14 protein-coding genes are annotated in these 12,253 nt (G+C 75.7%); 11 read left to right on the top strand and 3 right to left on the bottom strand.

Going from position 1 to position 12,253, the window contains the following annotated elements:
* Nucleotides 1–26: 26 nt before the first annotated feature.
* Together FHU37_RS20525 and FHU37_RS20530 are read left to right on the top strand one after the other, a co-directional pair.
* Entirely contained in the window at nt 27–902 is an 876-nt protein-coding gene (locus tag FHU37_RS20525; protein WP_179815598.1) for an SCO6745 family protein, read from the top strand.
* Between the two features lie 324 nt (nt 903–1,226).
* Nucleotides 1,227–1,991, top strand: coding sequence for a hypothetical protein (locus FHU37_RS20530; RefSeq protein ID WP_179815599.1), 765 nt, complete (start codon nt 1,227–1,229; stop codon nt 1,989–1,991).
* Nucleotides 1,992–2,454: 463 nt separating this feature from the next.
* On the opposite strand, the gene ybaK is transcribed toward FHU37_RS20530, so the two are convergent.
* A complete protein-coding gene (gene ybaK, locus FHU37_RS20535) occupies nt 2,455–2,967 on the bottom strand; it encodes a Cys-tRNA(Pro) deacylase (RefSeq protein ID WP_179815600.1) in 513 nt (170 codons plus the stop codon).
* A gap of 49 nt (nt 2,968–3,016) precedes the next feature.
* Complete coding sequence (locus FHU37_RS20540) at nt 3,017–3,745, bottom strand: LON peptidase substrate-binding domain-containing protein (RefSeq protein ID WP_179815601.1); 729 nt, start codon at nt 3,743–3,745, stop codon at nt 3,017–3,019.
* Nucleotides 3,746–3,909: 164 nt separating this feature from the next.
* Here FHU37_RS20540 and hisD point away from each other — a divergent pair, with 164 nt between their 5' ends.
* The 9 genes from hisD (at nt 3,910) to FHU37_RS20580 (ending at nt 11,438) form a co-directional block, all read left to right on the top strand.
* Nucleotides 3,910–5,241, top strand: coding sequence for a histidinol dehydrogenase (gene hisD, locus FHU37_RS20545; protein WP_179815602.1), 1,332 nt, complete (start codon nt 3,910–3,912; stop codon nt 5,239–5,241).
* Entirely contained in the window at nt 5,238–6,431 is a 1,194-nt protein-coding gene (locus FHU37_RS20550; protein ID WP_179815603.1) for a histidinol-phosphate transaminase, read from the top strand. Before hisD ends, FHU37_RS20550 begins: the two co-directional genes overlap by 4 nt.
* Before the next feature lie 126 nt (nt 6,432–6,557).
* Nucleotides 6,558–7,148, top strand: a complete 591-nt coding sequence (gene hisB, locus FHU37_RS20555) for an imidazoleglycerol-phosphate dehydratase HisB (protein WP_179815604.1) — start codon at nt 6,558–6,560, stop codon at nt 7,146–7,148.
* Nucleotides 7,148–7,300, top strand: a complete 153-nt coding sequence (locus tag FHU37_RS20560) for a CG2302 family histidine operon protein (RefSeq protein WP_179815605.1) — start codon at nt 7,148–7,150, stop codon at nt 7,298–7,300. Before hisB ends, FHU37_RS20560 begins: the two co-directional genes overlap by 1 nt.
* 46 nt (nt 7,301–7,346) lie before the next feature.
* Nucleotides 7,347–7,976 (top strand): imidazole glycerol phosphate synthase subunit HisH, encoded by a 630-nt coding sequence (hisH, locus tag FHU37_RS20565; protein WP_218904092.1) that lies wholly within the window; start codon nt 7,347–7,349, stop codon nt 7,974–7,976.
* Nucleotides 7,977–8,065: 89 nt separating this feature from the next.
* A complete protein-coding gene (gene priA / locus FHU37_RS20570) occupies nt 8,066–8,812 on the top strand; it encodes a bifunctional 1-(5-phosphoribosyl)-5-((5-phosphoribosylamino)methylideneamino)imidazole-4-carboxamide isomerase/phosphoribosylanthranilate isomerase PriA (protein WP_179815606.1) in 747 nt (248 codons plus the stop codon).
* Entirely contained in the window at nt 8,809–9,582 is a 774-nt protein-coding gene (gene hisF, locus FHU37_RS20575; protein WP_179815607.1) for an imidazole glycerol phosphate synthase subunit HisF, read from the top strand. Before priA ends, hisF begins: the two co-directional genes overlap by 4 nt.
* Before the next feature lie 237 nt (nt 9,583–9,819).
* Nucleotides 9,820–9,948 (top strand): hypothetical protein, encoded by a 129-nt coding sequence (locus FHU37_RS29105; RefSeq protein ID WP_281394668.1) that lies wholly within the window; start codon nt 9,820–9,822, stop codon nt 9,946–9,948.
* Complete coding sequence (locus FHU37_RS20580; protein WP_179815608.1) at nt 9,945–11,438, top strand: MFS transporter; 1,494 nt, start codon at nt 9,945–9,947, stop codon at nt 11,436–11,438. Before FHU37_RS29105 ends, FHU37_RS20580 begins: the two co-directional genes overlap by 4 nt.
* Nucleotides 11,439–11,537: 99 nt before the next feature.
* On the opposite strand, the gene FHU37_RS20585 is transcribed toward FHU37_RS20580, so the two are convergent.
* Entirely contained in the window at nt 11,538–12,170 is a 633-nt protein-coding gene (locus FHU37_RS20585) for a TIGR03085 family metal-binding protein (RefSeq protein ID WP_179815609.1), read from the bottom strand.
* Nucleotides 12,171–12,253 lie beyond the last annotated feature (83 nt).

A 12,253-nucleotide genomic window follows, 5' to 3' on the forward strand; every position in this document is an offset into this window, starting at 1 on the left:
GCGCGACGCACGGGAGGAACGTGACCATGTCCGACGAACTGGCCCAGGTGCGGCAGCTGTGGCACCTGCTGGAGCCGCTGCACGCCGCGCTCTACTACGCGCCCGAGGCGACCGGGGAGGCGGCGGCCCTCGGCTACCCGACGGAGAGCAGATGGCCGCGCTACTTCGCCTACCGTGCCGCGCCGCTCGGCGCCGCCGGGCCGGAGCTGGTCTCCGCCGCGTTCTACAGCTTCAGCCCGCGCATGGTGCGTGAGCACGTCCCGGCGGTGTGGGAGGTGGCCGCGCCGGAGCGGGTGCTGGCGGCCCGCCGGCGGGCGATGGACCGCGCGCTGCGCGCCCTGCTGGGCGACCGGATCGACAGCCCGGAGCTCGCCGAGGCGGCGACGCTCGCCCGCCGGGCGGCCGAGGCCACCGACACCGCGGGCCGCCCGATGGCGGCCGCCAACGTCGACCTCGGTTGGCCGGACGAACCCCACCTGGTGCTGTGGCACGCCGCCACCGTGCTGCGCGAGCACCGGGGCGACGGCCACCTCGCGGCCCTGCTGAACGCCGGCCTCGACTCGGTCGAAGCCCTGGTCTCCTTCGCCGCCGTGGGCGCCGCCCCGGTGGAGGTGTTCGCCAGCCGTGGCTGGAGCGAGGAGGAGTGGGGCGCCGCCCGGGAACGGCTGGCCGCCCGGGGATGGGTGGACGAGACCGGCCGGGCCACCGAGCGGGGGCGGGAGGGCCGGGACGAGGTCGAGCGGCGCACCGACGAACTCGCCGCCCGCCCGTGGCGGGTCATCGGCCAGACCGCCGCGGAGCGCCTCGGCCAACTGGTCTTCCCGATCATGTGGCCGGTGGTCGAGTCGGGCATGCTGCCGACGCGCAGCACGCTGGGAATCGTGCGCGATCCCGAGGAGTGAGCCGGCCCGGTCGGCGCCGTGCGGATGCGCCGGCGGGCGCCGGGGCGCCGCTTCGGCGCCGTCATCGGCGGGTCGGTCCGCCGCCGTCGTGACACCGCCGGCACGGGCCTCGGGGCCGTGCGAGGATAGCGGCGTGATCGATTGGAGCGGGACGACCCGGCGGGGGAGCGTGGCCGGCACCAGCCGGTCGGAACGGAGCGGAGGGATCGCATGAGTTCGCCGATGCCGTCGCCGCCCCCCGGCCAGCACACGTCCGGCCGGCCCTCGCCCGGCCAGCCGCCGTCTGGTCAGCCGGGGCCCGGTCAGCCCGTGTTTGGTCAGCCCGTGCCGGGCCAGTCGGCGTCCGTCCTGCCCGGCGCGTACGCCGCCGCGCTCCAGGAAGCGACCGCGAAGGCCTCGCGCCGTGACACGCCCGCGCAGGCCCTGCGCACCGGAGGCGTGATCGCCGGCGCGGTGGCCCTGCTGGGCCTGCTCCTCGGCGTGGCCTGGTGGTGGCTGGCGCCCGCCGTGCCGCTGTACAGCCTCGGGGCGGACGGAGCGGTGGGCGCGGACCCGGAGAGCGAGCGCGCCATCGCCCAGGACGGCTGGTTCGTGCTGCTCGCCGCCGCGGCCGGCCTGGTCAGCGGCTGCGCGGCGCACTGGTACCGGCGTCGGGGCGCCGCCGCGGTGCTCGGCCTGGCCGTGGGGTCGTTGCTGGGGTCGCTTCTCGGCTGGCGCCTCGGCGTGTTGCTGGGGCCCGGTACGGACGTGGCCGCGCGGGCGGCCGAGGTGGGGGAGGGGGAGCTCTTCGACGCGCCGCTGGAACTCCACGCCCCGGGTGCGCTGCTGATCTGGCCGGCCATCGCCGTGGTGGCCTTCCTGATCCTGACGGCGGTGCTGCTGGAGCCGGAGGAGGCGGAGCTGAGGCGGCTCCTCGCCGAGTGGCCGGAGCACGCCGCCGAGCATCCCGCGCCCTGGGCCGGCCCGGCCCCGGAAGCGCCGCACCCGGCGACGGCCGCCCCCTCTCCGCCGACGTCCGAGGCGCCTCCGCCCCCCGGCGCTTCCCCCTCCGCCTTCCCCAGGAAGACCGACGAGCAGTCCGGCACTTAGGGCGTATCAGGCCATCCGCTGCCGAGGCGTGTTCCGGCGCATCCGGCACGTCCGGCGCAACGGGTGCGAGGGGGGGGCAACGGGGCAATGGGTGCGAGGGGTGCAACGGACGCAACGGGTACATAGGCCGCAATGAGCACAGCAGCCGTATAACCCGACAAACACCCCCAGGGGGCCCGAAGGGGGACCCCCTTGTTTCAAGGTTTTCATGGAACGATCACCCGGCGCAGCCCCCTTCTGCAGCCTGTGGATAACTGGAGCCGGGCACACGGGGAGAACCCCGCCAGCGGCGCCCCGGCCCTGCGCGCCGGCGAATCAGGGCGGCCAGCGGCGCCCCGACCCGCGCACGGCCGATCGGCGATCACCGGCCGGTCAGGGCGATCACCGGCCGACCGAGGGGGCACCGGCCGATCGAGGGGCCACCGGCCGACCGAGGGGGCACCGGCCGCCCAGGTCAGGCCGGTCAGCGGCGGATCGGGGCGGTGACGGCGCCGGTCAGGGCGACCAGGTCGGTGGGGGACAGCTCCACCTCGAAGCCGCGCCGGCCGCCGGAGACGAACACCGTGGGGTGGTCCAGCGCGCTGGCGTCCACCACGGTGGGCAGCCGGCGGCGCTGCCCCAGCGGGCTGATCCCGCCGCGCACGTAGCCGCTGCTGCGCTCGGCCGCCGCCGGGTCCGCCATGGTGGCCCGCTTGCCGCCGGCGGCCGAGGCGAGCGCCTTGAGGTCGAGCTGGCCGCCGACCGGCACCACGGCCACCGTCAGCCGCCCGTCCACGTCCGCCACCAGCGTCTTGAACACCCGCTCCACGGACACGCCCAGCGCCTCGGCGGCCTCCTCGCCCCAGGAGGCCGCGGCCTCGTCGTGGGCGTAGGAGTGGGTGCGGAACTCCACTCCCGCGGCGGTCAGCGCCACCGTCGCCGGCGTGCCGCCGGCTCCCTTCACGGCGGCGTTCCGCTTGGCCGTGCCCTTCGCCATTCCAGCTCCGTCCTTCCCCACCCACCCGCTCCTCGCGGGCAACGCAACGTCAGTTCGGGTAGACCTCTTCGCGGGCCAGGTCCACCGCCGGCAGCGACGGCAGCGCGGCCAGCAGGGCCGTCTCCCGGCGCAGCAGCGCCAGCTCCTGCCGCAGCCGCTCGGCCGCGTCCGACTCCGCCAGCAGCCGCTGCTTCTCCGCCAGGTCCAGCACGGTGGCCGTGGCCACCAGGTAGGACAGCACCGCGGGCTCGGAGGGGATCTCCTGGAGCGCCGCCAGGGAGAGCTGCCGCACCCCGGCGAGCCGCTGCTGGTACGTGCGGAACGCCTCCGCCACTCCGCCGGCCAGCACGGCGGCGTCGTCGCCCTCGCTGTCCGCCAGGTACTCGACCTCGCCGACCAGGTAGGCGCCCGAGGCGTCCAGGTCCTTCAGCTCGAACCGCCGCGTTCCGGTGACCACCAGGTTGTAGCCGCCGTGGTCGTCGTCCACGTTCTGGATGGTGGCCACCTCGGCCACGCAGCCCACCGGGTGCAGCGACTCCATCGGGTCCGGCCCGAGCCCGGCCGCGGCGCCCTTGGCCAGCGGGCCGTCCGGTCCGGAGGGTGCGACCTCGCGCCCGGCCCGGAGCGTCACCACGCCGAAGCGGCGCGGCGCGTCCTCGGGCACCTGGAGGAGGTCGCCGACCAGGGCGCGGTACCGCTCCTCGAAGACGTGGAGGGGCAGCACCAGGCCCGGATACAGGACGGTGCTCAGCGGAAAGAGCGCAAGCCGTTCGGTCACGGGCGCAAGGGTATAGCTCCACGGGCCGGCCGCAGTGGCCCCGTGGAGCGGGACCGCCCGGCGCGAGAGCACGCGGGAGCACGGGGCGTGCGCGCCGGCGGGCCGGCGTCTCAGCACCCGACACGCGCGCGGGGCCGCCGGCCGGCTTCCCTACACTGGTGCCTGTGATCTCCCGAATCGACCTGCGCGGTTCCCTCGACGACCCGCGCTCCGTGCTGCCCCGTGCCGACTTCGACGTCGAGGCCGCCCTGGAGAGGGTGCGGCCGATCTGCGAGGACGTGCACCATCGGGGGGTCGAGGCGCTGGTCGAGTTGACCGAGCGGTTCGACGGCGTCCGGCTGGCCGACATCCGGGTGCCCGCCCAGGCCCTCCAGGACGCCCTGCGGAACCTGGACCGGGGCGTCCGCGAGGCGCTGGAGGAGTCGATCCGCCGCGCCCGGCTGGTCCACCGCGACCAGCGGCGCACCGACACCACCACCCGGGTCGTCCCGGGCGGGACGGTCACCGAACGCTGGGTTCCGGTGGACCGGGTCGGCCTGTACGTGCCGGGCGGGCGCGCCGTCTACCCGTCGTCCGTCGTGATGAACGTGGTGCCGGCGCAGGAGGCCGGTGTGCCGTCGCTGGCGGTCAGCTCCCCGGCGCAGAAGGAGTTCGGCGGCCTGCCCCACCCGACGATCCTGGCCGCCTGCGCCCTGCTCGGCGTGGACGAGGTGTACGCGGTCGGCGGCGCCCAGGCCGTGGCGATGTTCGCCTACGGCGCCGGCCCCTGCCGCCCGGTGACCATGGTCACCGGCCCGGGCAACATCTACGTCGCCGCCGCCAAGCGCCTGCTCAAGGGCCGCATCGGCATCGACTCCGAGGCCGGCCCGACCGAGATCGCGGTGCTGGCCGACGACAGCGCCGACCCGGTGCACGTCGCCGCCGACCTGATCAGCCAGGCCGAGCACGACCCGCTGGCCGCCGCCGTGCTGGTCACCGACTCCGTCGCGCTCGCCGACGCCGTCGAGGCCGAACTCGGCCCGCAGGTGGCCGCGACCAAGCACCGGGAGCGGATCACCGAGGCGCTCACCTCCCGGCAGTCCGGGATCGTGCTGGTCGACGACCTCGACCGGGGCCTGGAGGTGGTCAACGCCTACGGCGCGGAGCACCTGGAGATCCAGACCCGCGACGCCGCCGCCGTGGCCGCCCGGGTCCGCAACGCCGGGGCGATCTTCGTCGGCCCGCACGCCCCCGTCTCGCTGGGCGACTACGCGGCCGGCTCCAACCACGTGCTGCCCACCGGCGGCTGCGCCTGCCACTCCTCGGGGCTGTCCGTGCAGACCTTCCTGCGCGGCATCCACGTCGTGGAGTACGACGAGCGGGCGCTGGCCGAGGTCGCCGGGCACGTCGTCACCCTCGCCGAGGCGGAGGACCTGCCCGCGCACGGCGCCGCCGTCAAGGCCAGGTTCAACTGGGCGACGCCCGCCCCGGCGTCCCAGCCGGAGGGAGAACGGTGACCACCAGCACGACCGGCACGCCCGCCGCGGCCGGAGCGACCGGCACGACCGCCACCGGCGGCGCCGCGCTCACCCCGGACGACCTGCCGATCCGCGACGAGCTGCGCGGCCAGAGCGCCTACGGCGCCCCGCAGCTCGACGTCCCGGTGCGGCTGAACACCAACGAGAACCCCTACCCGCTGCCGGACGCCCTGGTGGCGCGGATCGCCGAGCGGGTCGCCGAGGCCGCGCGCCACCTCAACCGCTACCCGGACCGCGACGCCGTCGAGCTGCGCGGCGCGCTCGCCGCCTACCTGACCCGGACCACCGGCACGCCCCTGCGCACCGAGCAGGTGTGGGCCGCCAACGGGTCCAACGAGGTGCTCCAGCAGCTGCTGCAGACCTTCGGCGGCCCCGGCCGCACCGCGCTGGGCTTCGAACCGTCCTACTCCATGCACGCGCTGATCTCCCGGGGCACCGGCACCCGGTGGATCGCCGGGCCGCGCCGGGAGGACTTCTCCCTCGACCTGGCCGCCGCCCGGGCCGCGATCGCCGAGCACCGCCCCAACGTGCTCTTCGTCTGCTCGCCGAACAACCCCACCGGCAGCGCCACCGACCCGGCGGACGTGCTGGCCCTGCACGACGCGGCGCAGGCCGCCGGCCCGTGCCTGGTGGTCGTGGACGAGGCGTACGTGGAGTTCTCCCACCACCCGTCCCTGCTGCCGCTGCTCGAGGGCCGGCCGCACCTGGTCGTCACCCGCACCATGTCCAAGGCGTTCGGCGCCGCCGGCCTGCGGCTCGGCTACCTCGCCGCGGACCCGGCCGTGGTGCAGGCCGTGCAGCTGGTCCGGCTGCCCTACCACCTCTCCTCGGTCACCCAGGCCACCGCGCTGGCCGCGCTGGAGCACACCGACACCCTGCTCGGTTACGTGGCACGGTTGAAGGAGGAGCGGGACCGGATCGTCACCGAGCTGGTCGAGGCGGGCTGCGAGGTGGTCGCCTCCGACGCCAACTTCGTGCAGTTCGGCCGGTTCGCCGACAGCCACGCCACCTGGCGCGCCCTGCTGGAGCACGGCGTGCTCGTCCGGGACAACGGCCTGCCCGGCTGGCTGCGGGTCACCGCCGGCACGCCGGAGGAGAACGACGCCTTCCTGGACGCCCTGCGCGCCGTGCTCAAGGACGGCGACCACCTGGCCGCCGCCGGGGCGTGAGCCGGGCGTGACCCCGGCGCCGACCGCCGCCGCCCCCGGTACCGCCGGGCGCGGCGGCCACCGTGCCGCCGGCCCGCCCCACCAGCCAAGCTTCCGCACCACCACGATTCACGAGGAGCACGCCGAATGAGCCGCATCGGCCGCGTCGAGCGCACCACCAAGGAGACCAAGGTCGCCGTCGAGATCGACCTCGACGGCACCGGCCGCGTCGACGTCTCCACCGGCGTCGGCTTCTACGACCACATGCTCGACCAGCTCGGCCGGCACGGCCTGTTCGACCTCACCGTGCGCACCGAGGGCGACCTGCACATCGACACCCACCACACCATCGAGGACACCGCCCTCGCCCTCGGCGCCGCGTTCCGCCAGGCGCTCGGCGACAAGAGCGGCATCCGGCGGTTCGCCGACGCCTCCGTCCCGCTGGACGAGTCACTGGCCCAGGTGACCGTGGACCTCTCCGGCCGCCCCTACCTGGTGCACACCGAGCCCGAGGGCATGGCGCCGATGATCGGCTCCTACGACACCACGATGACCCGGCACATCCTGGAGTCGTTCGTCGCCCAGGCACAGATCGCCCTGCACGTGCACGTGCCCTACGGCCGCAACGCCCACCACATCGTGGAGTGCCAGTTCAAGGCGCTGGCCCGGGCCCTGCGCTACGCCAGCGAGATCGACCCGCGGCAGACCGGCATCCCCTCCACCAAGGGCGCGCTGTAGTGTCCACCGCCGCGATCCTGCTGATCTTCTTCGGGCTCTTCCTGGTCGGCGGGGCGATCTCGTTCTGGCGGCAGAAGATGCCGCTGGGCGTGGTGATCGTGCTGGCCGTGATGGCCGCCATCTCGCTGGCGTCCGGGCTGATGCGCCTGTGACCGCCCCCGCCGCCCGCCCGACCGACACCCCCCGGAGGGACACCTGATGGCCAAGCACGTGGTCGTGTTCGACTACGGCTCCGGCAACCTGCGCTCCGCGCAGCGCGCGATGGAGCGCACCGGCGCCGAGGTCGAGGTGACCGCCGACTTCGAGACCGCGCTGAACGCCGACGGCCTGGTCGTGCCCGGCGTGGGCGCCTTCGCCGCCTGCATGGCGGGGCTGCGCGCGGCGCTCGGCGACCGGCTGATCGGCCGCCGGCTCGCCGGCGGACGCCCGGTGCTGGGCATCTGCGTCGGCATGCAGATCCTGTTCGCCCGCGGCGTGGAGCACGGCGTGGAGACGGAGGGCTGCGGCGAGTGGCCGGGCACCGTCGAGCGCCTGAAGGCCCCGGTCGTGCCGCACATGGGCTGGAACATCGTCGAGGCGCCGGAGGACTCCGTGCTCTTCGCCGGCATCGACCCGGCCGAGCGGTTCTACTTCGTGCACTCCTACGGGGTGCGCCACTGGGAGCTGACCGACACGCCGCTGGTGCCGCCGAAGGTCACCTGGTCCGAGCACGGCGAGCGCTTCGTGGCCGCCGTGGAGAACGGCCCGCTCAGCGCCACCCAGTTCCACCCCGAGAAGTCCGGTGACGCCGGCGCGCACCTGCTGCGCAACTGGGTGCGGAGCCTGTAGCGGCCACCGAGGCCCGGCCCGCCCGACGCACCACACCGCCCACCGCCCGAAGCCCGACGCACCGCCGCAACCCGAGGACCGCGCAGACCATGACCACCGACACCCGACTCGAACTGCTCCCCGCCGTCGACGTGCGCGACGGCCAGGCCGTCCGCCTGGTCAAGGGCGAGTCCGGCTCCGAGACCTCCTACGGCGACCCGCTGGCCGCCGCCCTCGCCTGGCAGGAGGACGGCGCCGAGTGGATCCACCTCGTCGACCTGGACGCCGCCTTCGGCACCGGCTCCAACCGCGAGCTGCTCGCCGAGGTCGTCGGCCGCCTCGACGTCAAGGTGGAGCTCTCCGGCGGCATCCGCGACGACGAGTCGCTGCGCGCCGCCCTGGCCACCGGCTGCACCCGGGTCAACCTCGGCACCGCCGCCCTGGAGGACCCCGAGTGGACCCGCGCGGCCATCGCCGAGCACGGCGACCGGATCGCGGTCGGGCTGGACGTGCGCGGCACCACCCTGGCCGGCCGCGGCTGGACCCGGGAGGGCGGCGAGCTGTTCGAGACCCTGGCCCGCCTCGACGCCGACGGCTGCGCCCGCTACGTCGTCACCGACGTCAACAAGGACGGCACGCTCGCCGGCCCCAACCTCCAGCTGCTCCGGGACGTCTGCGCCGCCACCAAGGCACCCGTCGTGGCCAGCGGCGGCGTCTCCTCGCTGGACGACCTGCGGGCCATCGCCTCCCTCGTGCCCGAGGGCGTGGAGGGCGCCATCGTCGGCAAGGCGCTGTACGCCGGCGCCTTCACCCTGCCCGAGGCGCTGGCCGCGGTCCGGGCGGTGGCCGGGCGATGAGCGTCGCGGTACGCGTGGTGCCCTGCCTGGACGTGGACGCCGGGCGGGTCGTCAAGGGCGTGAACTTCGAGAACCTGCGGGACGCCGGCGACCCGGTGGAGATGGCCCGCGTCTACGACGCCGAGGGCGCCGACGAGCTGGTGTTCCTGGACATCACCGCCTCCTCCGGCAACCGCGAGACCACCTACGACGTGGTGCGCCGCACCGCCGAGCAGGTGTTCATCCCGCTCACCGTGGGCGGCGGGGTGCGCACCGTGGACGACGTCGACCGCCTGCTGCGGGCCGGCGCGGACAAGGTCGGCGTGAACACCGCGGCCATCGCCCGCCCGGAGCTCATCCGGGAGATCGCCGAGCGGTTCGGCCGGCAGGTGCTGGTGCTCTCGGTGGACGCCCGGCGCGTCCCCGAGGGCGGACAGCCCACCCCGTCCGGCTTCGAGGTCACCACGCACGGCGGGCGGCGCGGCACCGGCATCGACGCCGTGGAGTGGGCCGGGCGCGCCGCCGAGCTGGGCGCCGGGGAGATCCTGCTGAACTCGATGGACGCCGACGGCACCAAGGACGGCTACGACCTGGACATGCTGCGCCGGGTCCGGGCCGTGGTGGACGTGCCGGTGATCGCCTCCGGCGGGGCCGGCCGGGTCGATGACTTCGCCCCCGCCGTGGCCGCCGGCGCCGACGCGGTGCTCGCCGCAAGCGTCTTCCACTTCGGCGACCTGCGCATCGGCCAGGTCAAGGACGCGCTGCGGGAGGCCGGGCACCCGGTGCGCTGAGCACCGCGGAGCCGGGCGGTTCGGCCGGGCGGTTCGGCCGGGCGGTTCGGCCGGGCGGGGCCGGCGGCGGATGGAGTCGGAGCGATCCGGCCCCACCCGCCGCCGGCCCCGTCGGCCTCCCGGCGGACCGTGGCAGTTCACGGCGGTTCCGGGCGGTCGATGGCAGGAGGACTACGCACACGATCGGTGACACAGCGGCTGCCTCACGTCACGATCCGTAAGCACTATATTGCGCCCATGACGGATCCGGAGCGCGCCGTGGACTGCCGTGACCCCTGGTGGACGCCGCTGCCGCCGCGACCGGGCCGCTCCCACGGCCCGGTCACCGACGGCACCGGGCGGCGGCGCGCCGGTGAACACCCGTGAGCACCGCCGCGCTCGGTGGCCGCACCGGCGGCACCGAGGAGGAGACCGGCCGTGGACGCCTCTGGGCGCCGTCGCCCAGGACCTCCGCGGAGGACTGGGCGCCCGGGGATGCCCTCGCGCCCGGTGGGACCCTCGCGGCCGGTGAGGCCCTCGCGACCGCCGGAGCGGCGGCGACCGGCCGGGAACCCGCCCGCGGCACGGAGTCGGCGCCGGCGCCCCTCCCGCCGCACCGCGACCCCAACGTGCTGCGCTGGATCACCGCCTACACCTGCGCCCACATCGGCGACCACGTCTACTTCCTGGCTCTGAGCTGGTCGGCGCTGCAACTGGCCGGCGCCAGCGCGGCCGGCAGCGTCACCGCCCTGGCCGCGGCACCCCGGCTGCTGCTGATGCTCTGCGGCGGCGTGGTCGCCGACCGCTTCGGCCCGCACCGGGTCGCCGTCTGGACGGACAGCGCCCGCGCGCTGGTGATGGTGCTGGTCGGCGCCTTCGCGGCACTGGCTGGCGAGTCGCTGGCGCTGCTGGTCGCCGTGGCCCTGGCCTTCGGCGTCGCCGACGCGCTGTTCCTGCCGGCCGTGGGCGCCATGCCGGCGCGGCTCGTCGACCCCGAGCAGCTCACCCGGCTCCAGGGACTGCGCGGCCTCGGCCACCGCTTCTCCGGCATCTGCGGCCCGCCGGCCGGGGGAGTGGCCCTGGCCGCCGGCGGCCTGCCCGCGGCCTTCCTGCTCAACGGCCTGGTCTTCGCGCTCTCCGTCGCCCTGCTGCTGGAGGTGCGCGCCCGACCGGTCTGCGGCCCGCGCCGCCCGGCGACCCGGCCCGCCCCCTCCCCGGTCCGCGACGGACGGCGGCCCGGGCGGCCTCCCGGGGGACCGCGGCGCCTGCCCGCCGCCCTGGGGGAGCTGGCGGACGGGCTGCGGCACGTCCGCGCGCACCGCCTGCTCGGGCCGCTGATGCTCTTCGGAGTCGTCTCCGAGCTGGGATTCGCCGGAGTCTTCACGGCCGGCCTGAGCATCCTCACCGACACCCGGGGCTGGGGCCCGGCCGGCCTCGGCTGGCTCGGTGCCGGCTTCGGCGCCGGCGCCACCGCCAGCGCACTGCTGCTGACCTTCCTCGGCCGGCTGCCCCGGATGGGCATGGCGCTGCTGGCCTGCACCGGGACCGCCGCAGTGGCCGTCGCCGCCCTGCCGCTGGTCCCCCGGCTGGCCGCCGCCGTGGCGCTCACCGGCCTGGTCGGACTGGCCCTCGGCGTCCTCGGCATCGGCTTCGCCGCCCTGCTCCAGGCCGCCAGCGAACCCCGCTACCTCGGCCGGGTCATGGCCGTGGCCAGCATAGGGAACATGGGGCTGCCCCCACTGCTCTACCCGCTCATCGGCATCGGCGCCGACCGCTACGGGGCCGCCGCCGTCTTCCTCGGCGGGGCCGGCATCGTCGTCATCGGCACCCTGATCGGCCTGGCCTCCCGCTCGGTGCGCACCGCCGAACTGGAGTGAGCCCTCCCGGCGGACGGGCCGGCCGGCGGAAGGACGGGGCGGGGCGGGCGGCCCGCCGACGGCGCAGGCGCCCGCCCCGACCCGCCCGCCCGGGCGTCGTCACATGCCGAGCTTGGCGGTGCGCACCCGCTCCAGCGCCTCCGGCGGACCGTCCAGCTGGACGTGCGCGTGCTCCTTGCGGCCGTACGCGTACAGCAGCAGCTCCGGCGGCTCACCGGTCACCGTCACCACCGGGGCGCCCTTGCGGCCCACCACCACCTGGCCGTTCGGCCGCCTGAGCACCAGCCCCACCGGCGTCTTGCGCACCAGCACCCGGCCCATCCGCTCCAGGCGCCGCCACAGCACCTCGGTCAGCTCCGGATCGACCTCGCGGCCGGCCCACTCCGGCTGCGCCCGCCGCACGTCCTCGCCGTGCACGTAGAACTCCACGACGTTCGCCGCCTCGTCCACCTGCGAGATCGCGAACGGCGACCCCTTCGGCGGGCCCTCCCGGAACAACCGCACCAGCTCGGCGTAGGGCTTCGCCGCGTACTCCGCCTGCACCCGCTCCAGGCGGCCCGCCAGCAGCCCGATCACGGAGCCGGCGATGGCGTCCGGCCGCCGCTCCCGGACCACCAGGTGCACCAGCAGGTCCCGGGTGTTCCAGCCGGCGCACAGGGTGCTCGCGTCCGGCCCGACTCCGTCCAGCAGATCGGCGAGCAGAAGACGCTCGCGCTGCGCGTGGTTCGACATGACGTCAGCCTACGACCGCCGGCGCACGCGCCGGGGGCCCACCGCTTCCCCTCCAGGGATAAATCGGGGAATGCCCGGTGGGG

The organism is Allostreptomyces psammosilenae (assembly GCF_013407765.1).
GTDB lineage: Bacteria > Actinomycetota > Actinomycetes > Streptomycetales > Streptomycetaceae > Allostreptomyces > Allostreptomyces psammosilenae.

What these genes read in the sequence shown, in the direction of transcription:
- FHU37_RS20585 (WP_179815609.1), bottom strand. Translation starts at nt 12,170, where the DNA reads ATGTCGAACCACGCGCAGCGCGAGCGTCTTCTGCTCGCCGATCTGCTG.
- hisB (WP_179815604.1), top strand. Translation starts at nt 6,558, where the DNA reads ATGAGCCGCATCGGCCGCGTCGAGCGCACCACCAAGGAGACCAAGGTC.
- ybaK (WP_179815600.1), bottom strand. Translation starts at nt 2,967, where the DNA reads ATGGCGAAGGGCACGGCCAAGCGGAACGCCGCCGTGAAGGGAGCCGGC.
- FHU37_RS20525 (WP_179815598.1), top strand. Translation starts at nt 27, where the DNA reads ATGTCCGACGAACTGGCCCAGGTGCGGCAGCTGTGGCACCTGCTGGAG.
- priA (WP_179815606.1), top strand. Translation starts at nt 8,066, where the DNA reads ATGACCACCGACACCCGACTCGAACTGCTCCCCGCCGTCGACGTGCGC.
- FHU37_RS29105 (WP_281394668.1), top strand. Translation starts at nt 9,820, where the DNA reads ATGACGGATCCGGAGCGCGCCGTGGACTGCCGTGACCCCTGGTGGACG.
- hisF (WP_179815607.1), top strand. Translation starts at nt 8,809, where the DNA reads ATGAGCGTCGCGGTACGCGTGGTGCCCTGCCTGGACGTGGACGCCGGG.
- hisH (WP_218904092.1), top strand. Translation starts at nt 7,347, where the DNA reads ATGGCCAAGCACGTGGTCGTGTTCGACTACGGCTCCGGCAACCTGCGC.